The 13,589-nt window shown below is 61.5% G+C and carries 11 protein-coding genes and 1 tRNA gene; 6 read left to right on the forward strand and 6 right to left on the reverse strand.

The features are described from left to right. The first annotated feature begins 8 nt into the window (after positions 1–8). Positions 9–377 (forward strand): hypothetical protein, encoded by a 369-nt coding sequence (locus FGM15_03775; protein ID MBU3664982.1) that lies wholly within the window; start codon positions 9–11, stop codon positions 375–377. A gap of 18 nt (positions 378–395) precedes the next feature. On the opposite strand, the gene hemL is transcribed toward FGM15_03775, so the two are convergent. Both hemL and FGM15_03785 read right to left on the reverse strand, forming a co-directional pair. After that, on the reverse strand, positions 396–1,685 hold the full coding sequence (hemL, locus tag FGM15_03780) for a glutamate-1-semialdehyde-2,1-aminomutase (protein ID MBU3664983.1): 1,290 nt from the start codon (positions 1,683–1,685) through the stop codon (positions 396–398). 14 nt (positions 1,686–1,699) lie between these two features. Next, positions 1,700–2,809: a carbohydrate kinase family protein gene (locus FGM15_03785; GenBank protein MBU3664984.1), complete on the reverse strand. Its 1,110-nt coding sequence runs from the start codon at positions 2,807–2,809 to the stop codon at positions 1,700–1,702. Positions 2,810–2,917: 108 nt separating this feature from the next. On the opposite strand from FGM15_03785, the gene FGM15_03790 reads away from it, so the two are divergent. After that, positions 2,918–2,991 (forward strand) — tRNA-Asp (locus FGM15_03790). A 220-nt stretch (positions 2,992–3,211) separates the two neighbouring features. Here the strand turns inward: FGM15_03790 and FGM15_03795 are convergent. Further along, positions 3,212–6,025, reverse strand: coding sequence for a hypothetical protein (locus FGM15_03795; GenBank protein ID MBU3664985.1), 2,814 nt, complete (start codon positions 6,023–6,025; stop codon positions 3,212–3,214). Beyond that, the gene (locus FGM15_03800) at positions 6,022–7,638 is read right to left on the reverse strand and encodes a hypothetical protein (GenBank protein MBU3664986.1); all 1,617 of its coding nucleotides are present in this window, start codon (positions 7,636–7,638) and stop codon (positions 6,022–6,024) included. Before FGM15_03800 ends, FGM15_03795 begins: the two co-directional genes overlap by 4 nt. Positions 7,639–7,792: 154 nt before the next feature. On the opposite strand from FGM15_03800, the gene FGM15_03805 reads away from it, so the two are divergent. The 3 genes from FGM15_03805 to FGM15_03815 are packed head-to-tail and all read left to right on the forward strand — an operon-like array spanning position 7,793 to position 10,277. Then, on the forward strand, positions 7,793–8,812 hold the full coding sequence (locus FGM15_03805; GenBank protein MBU3664987.1) for a LacI family transcriptional regulator: 1,020 nt from the start codon (positions 7,793–7,795) through the stop codon (positions 8,810–8,812). Then, on the forward strand, positions 8,431–9,600 hold the full coding sequence (locus FGM15_03810; protein MBU3664988.1) for a type II secretion system protein: 1,170 nt from the start codon (positions 8,431–8,433) through the stop codon (positions 9,598–9,600). The genes FGM15_03805 and FGM15_03810 overlap by 382 nt, the downstream gene beginning before the upstream one ends. A 41-nt stretch (positions 9,601–9,641) precedes the next feature. Next, the gene (locus FGM15_03815; protein MBU3664989.1) at positions 9,642–10,277 is read left to right on the forward strand and encodes a DNRLRE domain-containing protein; all 636 of its coding nucleotides are present in this window, start codon (positions 9,642–9,644) and stop codon (positions 10,275–10,277) included. Positions 10,278–10,720: 443 nt separating this feature from the next. Here FGM15_03815 and FGM15_03820 read toward each other — a convergent pair whose 3' ends face one another. Together FGM15_03820 and FGM15_03825 are read right to left on the reverse strand one after the other, a co-directional pair. Further along, positions 10,721–11,614, reverse strand: a complete 894-nt coding sequence (locus FGM15_03820) for a PEP-CTERM sorting domain-containing protein (protein MBU3664990.1) — start codon at positions 11,612–11,614, stop codon at positions 10,721–10,723. 69 nt (positions 11,615–11,683) lie between these two features. Then, entirely contained in the window at positions 11,684–12,703 is a 1,020-nt protein-coding gene (locus FGM15_03825) for a TetR/AcrR family transcriptional regulator (GenBank protein ID MBU3664991.1), read from the reverse strand. Between FGM15_03825 and FGM15_03830 the strand changes: the two genes are divergently transcribed. Continuing rightward, complete coding sequence (locus FGM15_03830; GenBank protein ID MBU3664992.1) at positions 12,555–13,589, forward strand: NAD(P)-dependent oxidoreductase; 1,035 nt, start codon at positions 12,555–12,557, stop codon at positions 13,587–13,589. The genes FGM15_03825 and FGM15_03830 overlap by 149 nt on opposite strands.

Consider the following 13,589-nt stretch of genomic DNA (forward strand, 5'->3'; position numbering starts at 1 on the left):
TTTAGCTAGTGCAAGCCGCACCCGATGTCGAGACGATCGGGGTATTGACCGCCGCCCCCGCGGACGACAGGGTGTGGATTGTCATGAACATCGCCATCGCCTTGGCGCAATTCATCATGCTCGCACTCGGAGTGATGGCATCGCGCATCCTGCTCAATTCCGGTGCTGTCTCGTCGTCGAGCGGCCTCTGGTCCGATCGCATGACCGTCCTCGCGGCCACCGGCGGAGTCTGGCTGCTGCTCATCCCCGCGCTTTGGTTGCTCTTCGCCGAGTGGTGCGGGAAGTTCCGGCCCGCTTTTTCAGGCACGGCGCAGAGCATCGGTGTCGGCATCGCGGTCGCGGTGCTTGCGGCGATCGTGGTTGTCCTGGTCTTTTGAGCCGGCGCGCGACCGGGCTCAGGCAGTCGCCCGCAACGCCGCAGTCGCGACCTCCGCGGTGCGTGCAAGATCTTCCGCGCTGTGGGCCGTGCTTATGAAACCCGTTTCAAATTGCGAAGGTGCAAAATAGACGCCGCGGTCGAGGCAATGGTGGAAAAAGCGCGCGAATGCCTCGGTGTCCGACTTTTTGGCGTCATCGAGATTGCGCACGGGACCATCCGTGAAAAACAGGCAGAACATGCTGCCGAGGCGGTGAAAGGCGAAATTGCGGCCGGTCGAGGCCAAGGTCTCGCGCACCGCGGATTCGAATTGCGCGCCGAGACTTTCGAGTTTGCTCCATGCGCCGGTTCGTTCCAGCTCGCGCAATTGCGCCAAGCCCGCCGCCATGGCAAGCGGGTTTCCCGAAAGCGTCCCGGCCTGGTAAACCGGCCCGTCGGGTGAAAGCCTGTCCATGACGTCCGCGCGACCGCCGAAAGCTCCGACCGGCAGCCCGCCTCCGATGACTTTCCCCATTGCGGTCAGATCCGGCACGATGCCCGTCAACTCCTGCACACCGCCCTTGGCCACGCGGAACCCCGTCATCACCTCGTCGAAAATGAGAAGCGCGCCGTGCTCGGTGCAGAGTCTCCGCAAGTTTGCGAGATAGCCGTCTTCGGGAGGTATGAGCCCGGCGTTCGCCGGCACCGGTTCGACGATCACCGCGGCGATGCCTTCCCCGTCGCGCGCAAACAGCTCCCCGAGCGCCGCGGTATCGTTGAAAGGCAAGGTGATCGTCAGTGCCGCCAGCTCGGCCGGCACACCGGCGCTGTCCGGTTGCCCGTGGGTAAGGGCGCCGCTACCCGCGCGGACCAGCAACGAATCCACGTGTCCATGGTAGCATCCATCGAACTTGACGATTTTGCCGCGCCCGGTGAACCCGCGCGCCAGCCGCACGCAGGACATCGTGGCTTCGGTGCCGCTGTTGACCATCCGCACTTTCTCCACCGAGGGAACCCACGCGCAGATCAGCTCGGCCATTTCGACTTCCCTCGGGTTGGGGATGCCGTGGCTCAGACCATGCTTCGCCGCCTCGCGCACTGCGTCGATCACGACCTCCGGTGCGTGACCGAGGATCGCCGGTCCCCACGTGCCGACGTAATCGATGTATTCGTTGCCGTCCACATCGCGGATACGCGCACCCTGCGCATGATCGACGAAAAACGGCTCGCCGCCGACCGACCGGAACGCGCGCACGGGTGAGTTTACTCCGCCGGGAATGCGCGCGCGCGCCGCGGCGAAAAGTTTCTGTGATTGCGGACGTCCGGGCATGGAGAGTCTCGCGCTCAGAGCGTGCGGAGAAATTCCGTCATGTCCGCGACCGACGGACTTTTCGCGGTGCGAACATAAAATCCCGAAGTTCCCACGCCGATTTGCAGGCTGACGTCGAGGGGTGCCCCGAGCATGCGCCCGATGCAGAAGCCGGCGTTGAAGTGGTCGCCCGCACCCGTCGTGATCTTCGGCTTTTCGATGAACGGTCCCTGCACCGCCGATGTGCCCTGTGCGTCCGCTGCAGCGGCGAAAGCCACGGGGTGAATGACCACCGTCTCGACACCGAGTTTTGCGCGTATCAAGGCTGCGTGTGCTGCCCCCGCATCGTGCGTTTCCTCGCACGGGGGAAAACCGAGGACTTCCCCGATCTGCCGCGCCTCCTGGAGATTGAGGCCGAGGATGACCTTGGCATGTGTCTGGAATTGCGCGATGAGGCCGATCGCTTTCTTGATATCCTCGCGCGTCCGTTTGGCCGGATCCGCAAGATCGAAAAACATCCACGGCTCACCACCGACTTGCGGCATGACCTTTTCCAGCAGTTCTTCGAAAATCCGTGTCATCCCCGTGAGCATCGTCCAGTTGACCAGCGCAACGAGAGCCGACTCGCGGAAAAGACCGACAAGCTTGTCCGCGGGGATGTGTGCCAGCAGGTTTTCCCAGTTTACTTCGCGCAGGCTCGAATGCTTTCCGAACATCAGCTTGCCGTCGTCGAACTCGATCGCATCGGTGTAGCCGGGTTCGGCCAGCGAAATCACCTTCGCGCGTTCCGCGAAATCCGCGAAGACCGGATGGATGTTCGGAGCGCCAAGAACGCCGACGTAGGTCACCGGCGTGCCGTAGGCGCCGAGCGCATTGGCCATGATCGGGCCGTTGCCTCCGAGCTTCACCATCTGCGGCACCATTTCGAAGTTCGCACTCAGCCCGGCAGCCGCTCCGATCCTCTTGCCGAACTCAGCCATGCTCGACATCCGTTTGTAGCTCTCCGTGCTCTCGCGCGTGGCGACTACATGCAGGATCGTGTCCGCGAAGCCGTCAAGACCGACCAGGCTCGGAGAATGCGGGAGAGCTTTGGCGCGTTCGGATAAAAAATCCGCCGCTGCTGCTGCCAGCGATGAGTTGCTCATAGGATCACGAAGGTTAAAACCCGCGCACCGGGAAGGCACGCGAATTTGGCTTATGTAAAAAGAGCTTTCGCCACATCGCCGGCTACGCTTTTATAGGACTTTCTGCGAGGAGCCTTAGCTCAATTGGTTAGAGCGCTGCCCTGTCACGGCAGAGGTTGCGGGTTCGAGTCCCGTAGGCTCCGGTCTCTCGGGGTCGGGGGGTCTACATCAAAGTTTGGGGACTGAATGGGCGTAGGATGTCGTCCCGATGCCAGGCTGTTTGGCTTGCCCCGCGAAAAGATCTTCTGAAATTCCCTGCGAGCCACCCCGGAATGGCTCAGTTCCAGATAAAGAGAATGACCCGCATGACAGAGCTTCTTCCCGGTGTCATTTTGCGCTCGTGGCCGGGCGCTCTTTCACGACCTATGGGCCGGTTTCTGTGGTGCCCGGGGAGCTGTTTCCAAACAGCTCGGTTGTTGCCGCTTTCCAATCTTCGCCGCCGTCGTCCGAAACAAGCAAAACCGGGTCATAGTCTTTCTGGTCCGAGTCCGGCGATGCACGCCCGGTGGTGCGGTTCATCGCGCGGAAGTGGAGGAAAAGCCTGCCATCGGGAGACTCGGCGAGGTCTTGGTAATAGAGCGCGTATCGTCCGTCGTGGAAGGGACGCACGAGTTCGCGGCGTGTTTCCCAAGCGCCGCCCTGCGGTTTGCGGTCGTGGACGAGCGTGCCGTCGGGCCCGCGCGATATGACATGGAGGACGTCGCGTTTATCGCAGAGCAGGATCGGGTAGGTTGTGCCCTTTTCCATGGCCACGGGCGTTTCCCATGCGGTTGTGTCGTCGGGCTTTGCCGACTTCAAGTAAATGAAGCTTTGTCCCTGTCTCCCGCCGTGAGCCCCGAGCACGACGTGCAGGTAGCCCTTCGAATCCGCCACGATCGCCGGCATGTTGTGGCCATCGATCTCGATGCCGCTTGTGCCGAGGAACACCGGTCCGGTGACTTTGCCGTCGGTGCGGTCATACGTGACGGCGTAGGACGGCGTGCCGGCGAATCCCTCGACCGGACGTGGCAGGGCAAAGACGACGTGAATTTTGTCGCCGATGGCCACAGCGCGTGAGCCATTGTCGTGCCCGAAGCCGCCCCAGCCGGCATGGCTGCGGGTCGGCACATTGTCCGAGTGCCGGGCGGCGGAGTCCGCGAGCTTGACCGCATTCTGGAAATTCGGAGTCCCCTTATCGTCGAGACGGACGTCAAACAGCAGGAGATTTTCGCCGTCGTTGGCAAGGATTGCGGGCGGCTGGTCGCCGTCGGGATCGACCAGACGGGGAAAGTTGGCATTCGCGTCGGGAAGGTCTTTGAACCCGCCAGGAAGCGCACCCAGCGGAGTCCTATGCGCCGTCCATGTTTCCCCGCCGTCCGCCGAAACGAGCAGATACCAGGCGCCACCGGGCGAGCCGGTGCCATCGGCCAGCACGTAGGAGCGTCCGCGGGAATCAAACACGGGGAAATGCCGGTTCATTCGCATCCATGGACCCGGTTTGAAATCTTCAGGCAGTGCGGAATCCGTCGAGACGGTTTTCCACGCGCCATCGCGGAGGATTTGAAACGCGGGGGCCTTGTCGGAGGATGGCCAGAGCGGAATCCACGCGTGCCCCGCCGGGTCGAAGAAGATCGCGTTGGGTTTGTAGCCGAATCCGGGTTCGCCGAGGCTGGTTTTTCCGGATTCCTCGCCCAGCCGGATCGGCATGGGCACGGTGTCGGGCACCGGAAGTCCGGCGCCGATGAGGAAGTCTGCCGTCTCGGCGAGGTGCCACTTGTTGCCGCCGTCCCGGCTGGTCAGCAGTGCCGCGGGCACGGGCTTTTCCAGAAAGTCCGATCGCGGGCTGTAGCGGTAGGCTGCGTAGAGATTTCCCCTGCGGTCGATGCTCAATCTGTTGTGCCAGAAAACATAAGAACCGAAGTAGGAACGCACCAGCGGCTGGTGCGACCACCCGTCTTTGTCTTTGCGGAGATAGACAAGCTGGGAAGGGGGATAAACGGGAAATGCGGCAGTGTCATGTTTGGGGTCGCGAGTTTTGAGCACAAAGCCGCGGGCGAATGTGTCCTCGCGGACGACCGCGTATTGCTCGTAGCGGCGGACGAGGATGTGCAGCGCATCGTCGGGTCCGACGACAGCGCCAGGATATGTCGTTCCGGGAATCGGGAACGGCTCGGGTTCGCCGAACCCCGCCGTGATGTCGAGGGGCTTTTTGGACCTCATGTAGAGGCATGTTTCGAGCGGGTTCTCGATCGTGCCGTGGGCGCCGAGCACGACATGCACGAAACCCCGGCTGTCGGTGACCACAACGGGCATGTTGTGGCTGTCCACTTCGCGTCCGCTCGAGCCGAGGTAAAGCGGGCCGGCGAGGGACTTCGTCTCGCGGTTCCATGCCGCGATGAACATCGGCGTGCCGGGGTGCGGAGGCACGGGTGTCGGTCGCGCCCAGACGAAGAAAATCCACGGCCCGTGTGTTGCCACCCGCTGCGGTTCGCCGTGTCCCCATCCGCCCCATCCTGCCTTCCATGACGCGTCGAATTTCACGTCCAGGTCGCCGGCCACGGAGGCGATTTTCTGCGGGGAGGGGATGACAAGGGAGCCATCGGCGGTCTTTTCCGGGGCAACAAAAGAAAGGGCTTCGCCGTCGGTGCCGAGGATCACCGGCGGGTGCGCGAGGGGCTCCGCGCTGTCGGGCACCTGCATGATCGCGAGGTTCCCGTCCTCGATGCGGCCCTTGTAATCTCCGCGCATTTTTCCGTAGGGAAGTGCGTGTGCGGTCCACTTCTGCGAGCCTGCGCGGGCATGAAGGAGGACCCACGAACCTCCTTTGTCTCCCGTCGCATCGACGAGTAAATAGGCATCCCCGTCGGCATCAAACACCGCCGGGAAGAGGCTGAGATTCGCCCATTGTCCGGCTTTTCCCGGAAGGGCGGCGTCATAGTTCCAGTCGCGCCAGCGACCGTCCTCGCCGAGTTGCTGCAATGGGGGCAGCCCGACTTCATTCTCGGAGCCGGCCTTGATCACGGGAAGATTCCGTGCGTCAAACATCGGCCAGCCCGGCTGGAAATCCGGGCGGTAGCCGGACAATTCTGCCTCGTGGCGCTGCCAGCCGTATTGGATCACCGCTTCACGCCCGAGGTCATCGGGCGCGGCCGTCGCGGCAACAACGGGAAGAAATGCAAGGATGCGGAATATTTTCACGTGGCGGAAGGCCGGGAGAGAAGTCGCCGCGCATTGGCCCCGAGAATCATGGTTTTCACGGCTTCGGGCACGTCGGCATAGACAACCCAGCCGAGTTGGTGGCGCGGGTCGCGCATGGGCTGGTCGCTGCCGAACAGCACGCGCTCCGCACCGCAGCCTTTGACAAGGTATTCAATCACCCCGCCGGTCACCGTGCTGTAATTTATCTCGGCATACAAATTCGGAAACTCGCGACACAGCGTGATGACCGTGTCGGCAATCTCGTAACTGCTGCCCGCATGATAGGCTACCACGGTGAGTTCCGGATAGCGGCTGCACAGGCTGCGAAACTCGCCGGGTTCATACCAGTGGTAAGGGTGCACGCCGACGTAAAGCCCGTGCGCCTGGGCATACTCCCAAAGGGCTGCATATTTCGGATGGTCATACGGCAGGCCCATGGTGGGGTAGGGTTTGAGACCAAGAATGCGTGTGCGCCGCCGGAGATCGTCGAGTTCGGCGATTTTTCGCGAGTCGGTCTTGTCGCCTACATGGATCGACGCCAAACCCCACAGGCGATCGGGATTTGTTTGCACGGCGTCCACAACCGTCCGGTGGCCGGCCTCCTGCTCAACGCCCTGGATGCCCTGCCAAGTCATCAATCCGATTTCCCGCACGCCCGTGCGGTCCGCCATTTCCAGCATCCCCTTGGCATCCCCCCGCAGCATCACCTGCGATCCGCCGCTGTTGCTCCCGTCATTGACCACATGGGCATGAAAATCGATCGTATCGCACGGGAGAGGTTTCCCGGCCTGGCAGGCGAGGACGATCGAATCAAACGCCGCGGCCGGTTGCCGCTTCGCCGTCGGCTGGTATTTGAGAATTCTCCGGAGGTTGTCCCCGGCGATCATGCGCCGCGTTGTGTCGGGGATATCCGCCCAGTCCAGCGCGGCCCGCGCCGCCCCCGCCTCGCGCACCGGAGAACCCGTTGAAAAAAGCAGACGATCCGCGGCCCCAAGGGACACAAGCTGCTCGATGCCCCGGTTGGCATGATAGAGGTGCAAGGCCAGATGCACGTTGGGACAATCCCGCGCCAGCGCACTCACCATCCTCTGGCGGGTCCATTCGAGGTTCACCGCGACGAACCGGGCCCCGGGCACCGCCTCCGCCAAGCGCGCCAATTCGCCGATTTCCATCTCCGTGCCCAGTTCGACGAATACCGGCCAGCCCCTTGCGCTCAATTCCGCAATCAGACACCGGCCCGACAAAGACATCGCATCCCAACCGTGCGTGCGGGGACACACCCGCACTGCGGGCACGTGGTATTCATCCAGCAGCTGTGCAAGAGCCTCGCCCTCCGGGAAATCCCCCGCCGCTCCCGGCATGACCACCCACACCGGGGAAAGCCCGCCGGAGAGTTGGTCGCTCAATGCCACGTTGGCCTCGAGGCTGTCCAAAGCTTTCACATCGCGCCGCGCCACCAGCGCGTTGGCGATTCCGCACCGGTCCATCCCGGCCTCCAAGTCCCCCAAGGCCGCCGGCAACGAAGGGTGATCGCCGATCAAGCCGCCGATCTGTGTCCACGCATCAAAATAGGCCAAGCCGTTGGGGCCGGAATCGGTTTGGCGAGAAGTCACCCGAGAAGACTGGCCTGCTGCGCGATGAGCGAAATTCAATGGAGGATTATACAGATAATTCTACGGCCTGCCGGCGGTGCGGGCAATCCAGATTATCAATATAATCTCTGCTTGTCGCCCCACCTTTCCACGGCGGACCATAGCCTCACACCGCATGAAGTCGCCAGTTCCCCGGAGGCCGACGCAGCGTGATATCGCGCGCGCATTGGATTTGTCGCAGGCGGCGGTGTCGCAGGCCCTCAATGGACGGGGGAAGTTGTCAGCGTCGGTGCGCCGCCGGGTGGCCGACTATGCGGAGAAACATGGCTACCGAATCGATCCGGCACTGGCCGCACTGGCGGCGTATCGGACCGGCAAACGCGAACCCGGCTACCTCGGGACGGTCGCGTGGCTGACGAATTTCTCGCGGGCGGAGGGGTGGAAGATCGGGACCTTCGTCGAATACCACCGCGGGGCGGCAGCTTTCTTGCGCGAACACGGATACGAGCTGGAGACGTTCTGGATGGGCGAAGCGGGAATGACGCCCCGCCGCATGGAAGACATCCTCAAGGCCCGGGGGATCGAGTGCATTCTCGTGTGCCCGCAGGAACAGCCCGGCACGGTGACCGATTGGGATTTCTCCGAATTTTCCGTGGTGACGTTCGGGTTCACGCTCGAACGTCCGCGATTTCACATGGTGACGGCCCAAGGTTTCATTTCGATGCGCGTTCTTTTCGAATCACTGCACCGCCGCGGACGCCGGGCGATCGGGTTTGCCTACGGCGAGCAGATCGAACGCCGGGCGCAGGGCGCATGGCTCGGGGGATTCCTCGTTGCCCAGCTGCTGCAGAACGGGGGGCGCAAAATTCCTCCCTTGCGCTGCGACAATCTTCCGGAACGCTTCGAACGATGGCTGAATCGGCACAGGCCGGACGCGGTGATCACGACAGACTCATCAGTGCCCGACCAGCTCAAAGCCGCCGGCTTTCGCATCCCCAGAGATATCAGCCTGTGCTTCACCGTGGCGGATCCGTCACGGCACATCGGCGGCATGGTTTTCGACAACCTGCGCATTGGCGAGATTGCCGCGCGCAAACTTATCAGCCTTCACCATGCCCGCGAATGCGGCGTCCCCTCCGTCCCGGAAATGACCGCTATCGAGGGGACGTTTCATCCCGGAAAGACGGTCGGATAATCAGAATAACTTTTGCGGAAGTTCGCTGGTCGCGGCAGCAAAGGAATTTTAGACGGCGAATCGCGCGCCTTTCCACGATGATACTGCGTCAATTCCCCGACCGCACCTGTCATGCCAGGCGGGGTGGCTTTACCTTGATCGAACTTCTTGCCGTGGTGGCAATCCTTGGCGTGCTGGCTTCGCTGGCAATGGTAGCACTTTCAGGGGTTCGGAAATCGGCGGCCCGCGCCGAAGGTGTGGCGAAGCTTCGGGACATCGGGCTGGCAATGAACTCCTATGCCTTGGATAATGGCGGAAATCTCCCTGGCCCGCTGAAGCAGGGCCAATCCCCGTGGCGCGCTTCAAGCGGACATTTGATCAACTATATCCAAGCTTATATTGCCCCGGCAGAAGCTGCAGGTTCGGGCTTCAAAGGCATGCAGGAAAGCTTCGTCACCGAGCCGTGGGTTCGGTGGTTCCGGTCGAGCGGTCTGCCGTCGGCTGTTGCTTACTACGCGAATGTCGCTATCCAGGATCCCGATTCACCCGGCACCTATTACTTTCCCGTGGGCAACGTCGGTGCCAAGAGCAAGAACAACCGTCCGGTCGGCAATCCGAACCTTTGGAAGGCAAGACTGCCCGCTTCCATAACCCCGATTCTCTGGGACTGGACCGATACGCCAAATGCGTCTCCGCCCTTTGGCGAAATCTACAATGGCATCAACGTCCTCTTCCTTGACTGGCACGTGGAAAACCAAACCGATGTTGGTGGGGATCCCGGCACCGTGAGGAAGCCTAAAGGCTGGTAATCAGCAGACCGCACAATTTTGTCCCGATTTCCAGCAACACAATGAAAACAATCAAAAGTATTCGGCCCTTTCTGTGTGCCTCCGTCTGCGCGCCGGCCCTTAGTGGCACGCCTCTCCTCGCCGGATCTCTTGAAATCGAACCCGTGGCGGACGCGGTGGTTCTTCAGGCGGAACCGGACTCCAACCGCGGCAACGATGGCGCCATTTGGGCCTATTCGGGACCGAACGGCGACACGGGCGATGCCGCCAAGTCATACATTTCCTTCCGATTGCCTGCCGGTTCTTTCGACGCCGCACGGTTTGTCGGTCTCTACACCGCCAAGCGAGATCGGGGTGCCGAGATCTGGATGCTGGAAGACGGCGCCAACTGGGACGAGGCCTCGATCACATGGAACAACGCGCCTGGCAACGATACTTCGTCGTCCTATTTGCTTGCTGGCTCTGCCCTGCGCATCGGCGACATCGGCGGCAAGGGTCCGGGAAATGAAACCGAACTCGTTTTTGCCGATGCAAATGCCGAATCGCTGTTCCTTGACGCCCTTAATGAGCGCGCCGGAAAAACAATCACTCTCGTTATCGTCCAGAAACCTTACGCCCAAGCCAGCACATTCACCCTCGCCAGCAAGGAAAACCCGGCCCACACGCCACCCCGCCTCATCCTCGAGACACGGGACTGATTCCGAAGCGACGAGGATTTGATACGCCGTCTGGCTTTGCCTGCACGGCGCGCCGGAGACGGGGCCCCCGACTGTTTAGAGCGGTGTAAAAAACCTTCAGCAGTGCCGGAAGTTGGCCTGCGGGTTGAGCGCTTGCTGAACAAACATCACTTTCTGGTCCATCTTTTGGGTCTCTTTCCAAGGCATGAACCGATGCTCATCACATCGGCCATCAGCCGAAAAGTGTTACCCATGTCTTGAACCTATTCCGTTACCTATGTTTTGAACCTGGACCGTGAGGATCGGATGCAGAGGATCAATGGCCTGCATACAAAACCCCTCGGTGTTCTTGCGTAAGTCCTCCATGCCGAAGCATTCACGGGGAAGCGCCTCAATTATAGGAAGCGCCGACAGAATTATTGCTGCTTTTGCAGAAGAAATGCGCCTTAGGACGGCCTGCCGGGTCAGCGAAGCCGGCGGCGCAGCGCATAACCGCTGAGGCCAAGTGCGCTCAAAACAAGCATTGCGTAGGTGGAGGGTTCGGGGATCACATCAGCCGAGAATTGTGGGACGTAGCTGGCGGTGGTCGCCTCAGTGCTGAAAAAATTGTTCGCCGAGGTTCCGGTTGAGTTGGTTGGCCGCGTGAGCGCAATCGTTGCGGTGCGGCTGCCGCTATTGAGCGCGTCGAGAAGAGATGTCTCGGCAGCGCCGGTAAAGACAAGGTTGTAGGCGGTGTTTGCGGTGAAGGAGAAGTTTGTAAAACTGCCAATCAAGCTGGCATTGGCCTGTGTGGTAAAGCCGAACCCGCTGGTGTTGTTGCCCGGGGCATTGTTCCAAGTGATGGTGTTCTCGCTCCACGTGCTGCTGTCGATCCCCGCCAATAGGTAGAATTCGACGGTATAACCGGTGGTGGTGTTCGCAGCCGTGAGGGTGAGCTTGGTATTTCCCGCGGTGAGGGTCTGCAAGGACGATGCGTCAAGTTTGAGCCAAGATTTATAGTAAACATTGGTTCTATTGTAGACGCCAAAGCCCGTCGCGCTCCCATAATTGTTTGTAGGGGCATTTTGTTGGATTGTTGCATCGTCGGTAATCGGAACGATAATCGCTTGGGAAAAAGCCTGCGTGGCAGTGACTGCCAACACGAGCACGGATAAAACGGCGTTCTTAATGTTCATGGGTAGAGGGTGTTGTTTATGTTGATTTGCCCAAGAAGCGGACGAATTGCGCATCTGCCTCTTTGATGCACCTAGTGCATCAACCAAGCGCCTCTCGGTCGCCAATGATTCATTCGTGATATTGATTACTTGTCGGGTGGGTTTGACTAATGCAGCCCCATGAGATGCCAACGGCGCCGCCATCTTGCGCAGGAATTTGGCTTGGCAGACGCGGCCACGGTTGTCTCCGGAGCCGGCGACAGCGGGGGCTTTTTATCGCGCGGGTCGCCGGCCGATGCCGTCGAGGATAAGCTCCGCGCTCCACTGAATGGCTCTCCGCATCACCGTCGGGTCCGACACGTCAACGCCGACCGTGCGGGCAAGGGTGTGGCGGTTGGAATAATACACGAGGCACAGGCCGATCAGGCTGACCAGCACCTGGCGCGCATCGAGTCCGCGGCGGAAACTCCCCTCGGCCACGCCCGCATCGAGCAGGGCCTGCAAATGGGCGAGCATCGGGCTTTTGCTCACGGCCGGTCCGGTCTTGCCTATGTGGGTGCCGCGCTGGAGATTTTCCCAAAGCAGGAGGCGGACGAATTCCGGATGGCTGCGCAGGAACTCGAAGTTGAGTCCGACGAGATCGCGCATCGCTTTGCGCGGGTTGCCGTGTGTCTTGCGTGGGGCGAAAAACTTCTCTTCGTTGGCTCGTAGTTGCTCATAGGCCTGCTCGAGCACCGCGCTGTAGATGCCTTCCTTGCTGCCGAAGTAGTGGTAGACCATCCGTTTGTTCACCCCTGCGGCCTCCACGATCTCGTCGACGGCAACGCCGTCATAGCCGCGGTCGGCGAAGAGATTGAGAGCGGCGCCAAGCAACCGGTCCCTCACGCGTTGCGGGCGTGTTTTTTTGCCGCCACGCGGGGACGGACGTTTGGTGGTGTTGCGACGGTCCATGGGTGTTTTTTTATCCTTGGGCGGGGGACCGATCGACGAATTTTTGTTCCGGGAAGCTGAGAGGGGTGTCCGCCTCGGTTCGCCCGCTCGGCCGTTCCCTTGTCCCCAAGCTCCCGCCTCAACTTTCCCCAACGATCTTCCGTGACGATTTGCCGCTTGACCAAAGTAACCAAACGGTGAAGTGTGCCGTCTTATGAATTCCCCGCTCCCTTGCGAAGCCTCGCGCATCGACGAATTTCTGTCCGAGCCTTCCGCGTCCGCCATTCGTGCAGCCGCATCCCTGGAGGGGCCGGTTGGTGTGCTTGGAGCCGGAGGTAAGATGGGGCTGCACATGGCAGCCATGCTGCGGCGTGCACTCGACGGGGCGGGGCGGCGCGAGGTTCCGGTGGTCGCGGTCTCGCGTTTCGGGTCGCCCGAAGCGCGCGACGCGTTCACCCGCTTCGGGGTGGAGACGGTTTCCGCCGATTTGCTGGATGACGCGGCCCTGTCCACCTTGCCGGATTTTCGCGCAGTTTATTTCATGGCCGGCATCAAGTTCGGCACCTCCGAACAACCGGGCGCCCTGCGCCGTTTCAACGAGGAAATGCCGGCCAAAGTGGCAGCGAGGTTTCCCGCGTCACGCATCGTCGCGTTTTCCAGCGGATGCGTGTATCCCTTTGTCGCCATCGAATCCGGCGGCAGCCGCGAGGAGGATCCCGTATCGCCGCAAGGCGACTATGCCGTGTCTTGTGCGGGGCGAGAGAACGCGTTTGTCGAGGCCTCGGCATGCCGCGGGACGCCCGTGGTGCTCATCCGCCTCAACTATGCCGTGGAGTTCCGATACGGCGTGTTGGTCGATATTGCCCAGAGGGTCATGGCCGGCGAGCCGTTGGATGTGACGATGGGACATGTCAATGTCATCTGGCAGCGGGATGCGGTGGACCACATCCTGCGGTCGATTGTTTTGACGGCCAGTCCCGCCGCGGTGCTCAACGTGACCGGTCTCCCCATTGTCAGGGTGCGGGACTTGGCGGCGCGGTTCGGAAAAATCTTCGGGCGTGAACCGCTGCTCACGGGGGCCGAGGAGTCCACCGCATGGCTCAACAACCCCGGCAAGGCCTTCTCGCTTTTCGGCGAGCCGCAAGTCGGCATCGACCAGGCTGTCGAATGGACCGCGGCTTGGCTGAAGTCCGGCGGCGAGACCATCGGCAAGCCGACCAAGTTCGAACGCCGCGACGGCAAATACTGA

The organism is Chthoniobacterales bacterium (genome assembly GCA_018883245.1).
GTDB lineage: Bacteria > Verrucomicrobiota > Verrucomicrobiia > Chthoniobacterales > JACTMZ01 > JACTMZ01.

What these genes read in the sequence shown, in the direction of transcription:
- hemL (MBU3664983.1), bottom strand. Translation starts at nt 1,685, where the DNA reads ATGCCCGGACGTCCGCAATCACAGAAACTTTTCGCCGCGGCGCGCGCG.
- FGM15_03820 (MBU3664990.1), bottom strand. Translation starts at nt 11,614, where the DNA reads ATGGCGGCGCCGTTGGCATCTCATGGGGCTGCATTAGTCAAACCCACC.
- FGM15_03830 (MBU3664992.1), top strand. Translation starts at nt 12,555, where the DNA reads ATGAATTCCCCGCTCCCTTGCGAAGCCTCGCGCATCGACGAATTTCTG.
- FGM15_03815 (MBU3664989.1), top strand. Translation starts at nt 9,642, where the DNA reads ATGAAAACAATCAAAAGTATTCGGCCCTTTCTGTGTGCCTCCGTCTGC.
- FGM15_03810 (MBU3664988.1), top strand. Translation starts at nt 8,431, where the DNA reads ATGGCTCGGGGGATTCCTCGTTGCCCAGCTGCTGCAGAACGGGGGGCG.
- FGM15_03825 (MBU3664991.1), bottom strand. Translation starts at nt 12,703, where the DNA reads ATGGCTGCCATGTGCAGCCCCATCTTACCTCCGGCTCCAAGCACACCA.
- FGM15_03805 (MBU3664987.1), top strand. Translation starts at nt 7,793, where the DNA reads ATGAAGTCGCCAGTTCCCCGGAGGCCGACGCAGCGTGATATCGCGCGC.
- FGM15_03785 (MBU3664984.1), bottom strand. Translation starts at nt 2,809, where the DNA reads ATGAGCAACTCATCGCTGGCAGCAGCAGCGGCGGATTTTTTATCCGAA.